3 protein-coding genes are annotated in these 4,399 nt (G+C 43.9%); all 3 read left to right on the forward strand.

Going from position 1 to position 4,399, the window contains the following annotated elements; translation table 11 throughout:
- Positions 1-959 (forward strand): substrate-binding domain-containing protein (locus tag H6S82_RS20035; RefSeq protein WP_191056609.1); only part of this gene is annotated, 959 nt, incomplete at its 5' end.
- Positions 960-996: 37 nt separating this feature from the next.
- Positions 997-3,825 carry a hybrid sensor histidine kinase/response regulator gene (locus H6S82_RS20040; RefSeq protein WP_190474802.1) on the forward strand — a complete coding sequence of 943 codons (2,829 nt, stop codon included), beginning with the start codon at positions 997-999 and terminating at the stop codon, positions 3,823-3,825.
- A 16-nt stretch (positions 3,826-3,841) separates the two neighbouring features.
- Positions 3,842-4,333: a chemotaxis protein CheW gene (locus tag H6S82_RS20045; protein WP_190474800.1), complete on the forward strand. Its 492-nt coding sequence runs from the start codon at positions 3,842-3,844 to the stop codon at positions 4,331-4,333.
- Positions 4,334-4,399: the final 66 nt, after the last annotated feature.

A 4,399-nucleotide genomic window follows, 5' to 3' on the forward strand; every position in this document is an offset into this window, starting at 1 on the left:
TCCGATCTGAAAAACCTTTGACCGCTAAGCCAGAAGCGATCGCACAACTCGTAACTGCCCCCACAACTAAGAACTCCAGTGGGGTCAGGCTACCAGAAATTGACCCTCTGGAAGTAGAGGGGAATCTGACTGTGGCTGGCAGTTCTTCGGTTTTTCCCCTCTCTAAAGCCATCTACGAACGCTTCATTGCATATGGCTATGCGGGTACGATCGATATTTACAGTATTGGTACTGGGGCTGGCTTCAATCTTTTCTGTAAAGAGAAGAAATCTGACATTGCCAATGCCAGCCGTCCGATCGAAGAAGACGAGATTAAGGCTTGCACTGCCAACGGTCGCACGCCTGTGGAGTTTCGCATCGGTAGCGATGCTGTGGCTGTCGTCATCAACAGAAAGAATACATTGCTGACTAACGCCACCACAAAAGAATTAGCTGCGCTTTTTACCGCCGAGAAGTGGTCGGATGTAAATCCCAAATGGCCTAACGAAAAAATTCAACGCATCCTTCCCAGTTCTACAGCTTCAAGGTTCAGCTTGTTTGTTGAGAAAGTCTTGGATGATAAAGATAAGCTGCTTCTGAACTCGCCTAACTCTCAATTCACCGACGATGATGATTACATAATTCAAGCTGTTGCGGCTAATCCATACGCCATTACATTTTTGCCTTATTCGTATTATCAACATAATGCTGATACCCTGAAAGCTATTTCGATCGAAGGGGTCGAACCAAAAGCTGAAACGGTGGAGAATGGCAAATACCTTTTGGGTCGCCAGCTCTTGATGTACTCGGATGTTAATACCATTCGCAAAAAGCCGCAGGTGAGAGCATTCATCAACTTTTACCTAACTTATATCAACCAAGAAATTAGAAAAGTCGGCTATTTTCCCCTCAGTCAAAAGGAACTGGACAACTCAAAAATGAAACTGTTGAAGGCGACAGAACAAGAAAAAAGGGACTAAAATAGATTTCTTTAGTTTTTAGTATGCCTCTAGCTATATGAACCCTGAAGATTTTAATGAGCTAATCGGTATATTTATAGCTGAAACCCAGGAGTTTCTGCAAACTATGGAAGCAAATCTCTTGGCGATGGAAAGTAGCAGTTCTGCGGAGGAGCGTTTGCAGACAGTTAAAACGCTTTTCCGATGTGCCCATTCAATTAAGGGTTCGTCTTCTATATTTGGATTTAATAGCTTATCAAAAGCGGCTCACTGTTTAGAAGATTGCTTTGTAATTTTACGCGATCGCGTCGATCTTTCCGAACTGGAATCATCTACAATTACTGCTTTATTACATGGCTTAGATAGTCTAAAAATTATCGCCGATGGAGTTAGACCTGACCAATTAAATCAAGAAATTGCTATTGCAGAATCGGAATCTTCAACAGAGCCTCATATTTTGGCGATCGCTCAAATCAAAACAACGCTGGAAGCTAAATACGGTCAAAAAGAAGAGACTGCAAATTACACAATTAACAGTTTAGTGAACGCTGAAGCTGTCAAGGTGATTTTTGAATTCGAGTTACCATCTGTATTTAATCAATTAGAAGCGGAACTTTCTCAATCTAGTGCGGAAAACCTGCCTCAAACAATAGCAACTATCAACAATATTTATTACCAAATCTCAGGCGTGGCGGGGATGTTACAGCTATCTTACTTAGCTGAAATTGCCAACCAATTGAGAGATGCGATCGATACTCCCAACTTGAGTGTAGAGCAGTTGCAGTCTTCTGGATGGAAAATTGCCCAAAAATTGCAGAAGATTCGCACCAAAGTGTTGCAAGGAGAAGCGATCGATCTGCAACTCCTTGAGGAGCGCGAGAGAGTTGTAGAACAGGAGAGCGGGAGAGCGGGAGAAAATGGCAATAATGCTTCCCCCATCTCCCAGTCCCCCCATCCCCCACTTCTCCCATCTCCCATCTCTCCCTCAAATCAGCCGACTATTCGAGTCGAGGTGGAACGCCTGACGGAATTGATTAATTTGGTGGGAGAGTTGGTAATCAATCGGACAAATTTTGAACTCCAGGAAGCGCAATTGCGTTCCGAAGCTAAACGCATCCGCAAGAGCATTTCTTCGTTGCATCATTTTGGTAGCGAATTGCGAGAAGAATACGATCGTCTAGCGGGAGAATGGGGAACGGATAATGGGAAATCGGAAATAGGAAAAAAAAGCAATTCTCAATCTCCAATTGCTAAACCTCACTTCGATATTTTGGAAATGGATCGATATACAGAATTCCACGCCAAAGCAGTAGAATTAATTGAAATTACACAAGCGATCGCTCAGTCGGCAAGTTTAGTAGATGAATTGGCGGTAAAATTTGAACGCAGCACCGACCAACTTCGCCGCATTACCGATCGACTTCGCAGTCGCGTTATGCAATTGCGAGTGGTGCCATTCAGTCGCGCAGTCGATCGTTTGCCGAGAGCTCTGCGAGAATTATGCCGCACATTTAACAAAGATGTAAATCTGCTGCTGTTGGGAAGGGATACTAAAATAGATGAAACTTTACTCGATGCTTTGCGCGATCCTTTAGTGCATTTGTTACGCAATGCTTTCGATCACGGCATCGAATCGCCGGAAGCGCGGATTGCAGCGGGTAAACCGGCCAGCGGTCAAATTGAAATTGAAGCGCGTCACCAAGGCGGACAAACTATTATTACTGTTACGGATGATGGTCGAGGTATTGACCCGGAAGGTATTCGATCGCGAGTTGTCGAAAAAGGTTTAGTCGCACCCGAACAAGCAGCGGATCTTTCGATTGCCGAATTGTACGAATTCCTTTTTTGGCCTGGTTTTAGTACTGCTAAAGAGGTGACTGACCTTTCCGGTAGAGGAGTCGGTCTTGATGTTGTTCGCAACAATTTGCGGCAAGTACGCGGCACGATTAAAGTCGATTCCCGTCCTGGTAGAGGCACCAGTTTTATTTTGAAGCTACCGCTAATGCTTTCGATCTCTGATGCTTTGTTGGTGATGGTGGGAAAAAATACGATCGCAATCCCGTTGGATGCGATAGAAGAAATTATCCACATTCAACCAGATCGAATTCAAATGGCAGGTAATCAAGCGATGTTGTGGTGGGAGGAGGAGTTTATTCGGCTGGTGCAGTTGCAAGATTTATTGCACTACGATATACCCGATCTCTCATCATCTGCTGAATCGCTGCCTCAAGACTCAATTCCTGCGATCGTTTTAGCTTCTAGCGAAGGAGTTGTCGCGATCGCAGTCGATCGCATTCTCAGTCAACAAGAAATTGTTGTCAAACCGCTGCCTCCTCCTATATCTAAACCACGCGGTATTGTTGGTTGCACAATTCTCGGTGACGGTCAGGTAGTTACTATTTTAGATGTGGACGATCTGCTAGAAGAATTTCACACTCACAGCAGCATGACTATTTCCGTTGAAAATAAATCTTCGCTGGGTGTACGCACTGATTTGCTGACGCCTCCCTCTAGTTTGCAACCGCAAATTTTAGTTGTAGATGATTCTTACACTATCCGGCAGTTACTTTCGCAAAGTCTAACTCGCGCACGTTACCGGGTAGCACAAGCTAAAGACGGTCAAGATGCTTTATCTAAGTTGGAGCAAGGTATTGATTGCAGTGCGATAATTGCAGATATAGAAATGCCTCGTATGGATGGATTTGAACTTTTAAGCAGTCTCAAATCTCATCCCCACTTTGCCTCTATCCCAGTTGCTATGTTGACTTCTCGTTCTGGTATAAAATATCGTCAGTTGGCGATGGAATTGGGTGCTGTCCAATATTTCACTAAGCCTTACAATGAGGGTCAATTATTGGAGGCGATCGCTAAATTAATTAAAAAGTAAAATTTTTCAATTAAATATGAACAGACGATTTCGCAGTAAACGCAATCTCCCAACTCGAATACCCACCCATAAACTGCTTTGTTTTCAACTGGGAAACGAACGATATGCTATTCCTATAGACCGCGTGCTGCACGTTCTCAATGAGTTTACGCCGCATGGGGTGATTGAGAGCGATATGCCTAACAGCACACTGCGCGATCGCAGTTTAGTAAAATACAAAGACGAAATCATTACTCTCATCTATCCGTCTCAGCTTTTTCTTAGCAGTCGCGACGATCGAGAACGACAATACTTGATTGTTTGTACCCTGAAGGAAGGAGAGCGTTTTGCAATCCCTGTGCCTGAAATTCCAACTGTTTTGCAAGTAGCAGAGGACAATTTTGGTGAAGTTCCCGAACTTTACGATCGGGGAAATTTGCCGCCAGCGATTGAAAAGGTTATTCAAAGTTCGGATAATAATATTGTGTTTTATCTCAATTTGGATAAGTTGGTAAACCCCAATCCCTAAGCCTTTTTCCGTCTACGGGGAGGGAGAAGAAGAAGAGGAAGAGGCGGGAATTACTATGTATCCAGT

Origin of the sequence: Planktothrix sp. FACHB-1355 (assembly GCF_014748295.1) — a bacterium.
Lineage (GTDB): Bacteria > Cyanobacteriota > Cyanobacteriia > Cyanobacteriales > Aerosakkonemataceae > Aerosakkonema > Aerosakkonema funiforme_A.

Bases quoted from the DNA above. Each gene is read 5' to 3' on its own strand.
- H6S82_RS20040 (WP_190474802.1), top strand. From the start codon at position 997: ATGAACCCTGAAGATTTTAATGAGCTAATCGGTATATTTATAGCTGAA.
- H6S82_RS20045 (WP_190474800.1), top strand. From the start codon at position 3,842: ATGAACAGACGATTTCGCAGTAAACGCAATCTCCCAACTCGAATACCC.